1 protein-coding gene is annotated in these 255 nt (G+C 64.3%); it reads right to left on the minus strand.

What is annotated here, in order from left to right; translation table 11 throughout:
- The coding region (locus IZR01_RS55000; protein ID WP_194927946.1) for a carboxyl transferase domain-containing protein at positions 1–255 on the minus strand (255 nt) is incomplete at both ends.

Below are 255 nucleotides of genomic sequence, written 5' to 3' on the forward strand. Positions count from 1 at the left end.
GCCGCCTAGGACGGAGGCGAAGGAGCCTTCCAGGGCTAGGACGGTCATGTTGGGGTTGAGGGCTTTGGAGAAGACGACGAAGGCGCCGCCGTGGTAGCGGGAGATGACGCAGAAGATGATGGGGCCGGCGAAGTTGACGATGGCGCGGCCGATTTCGGCGCCGTATTCCAGCTGGAGTTTGCGCATTGATTCTGGGGAGCCGTCGAATCCTGAGAGGTTGGCCAGGACCACCAGGGGGCGGTTGCCGCTGGCGGA

The sequence above is a fragment of the Catenulispora pinisilvae genome (genome assembly GCF_015356865.1).
GTDB classification, from domain to species: Bacteria; Actinomycetota; Actinomycetes; order Streptomycetales; family Catenulisporaceae; genus Catenulispora; species Catenulispora pinisilvae.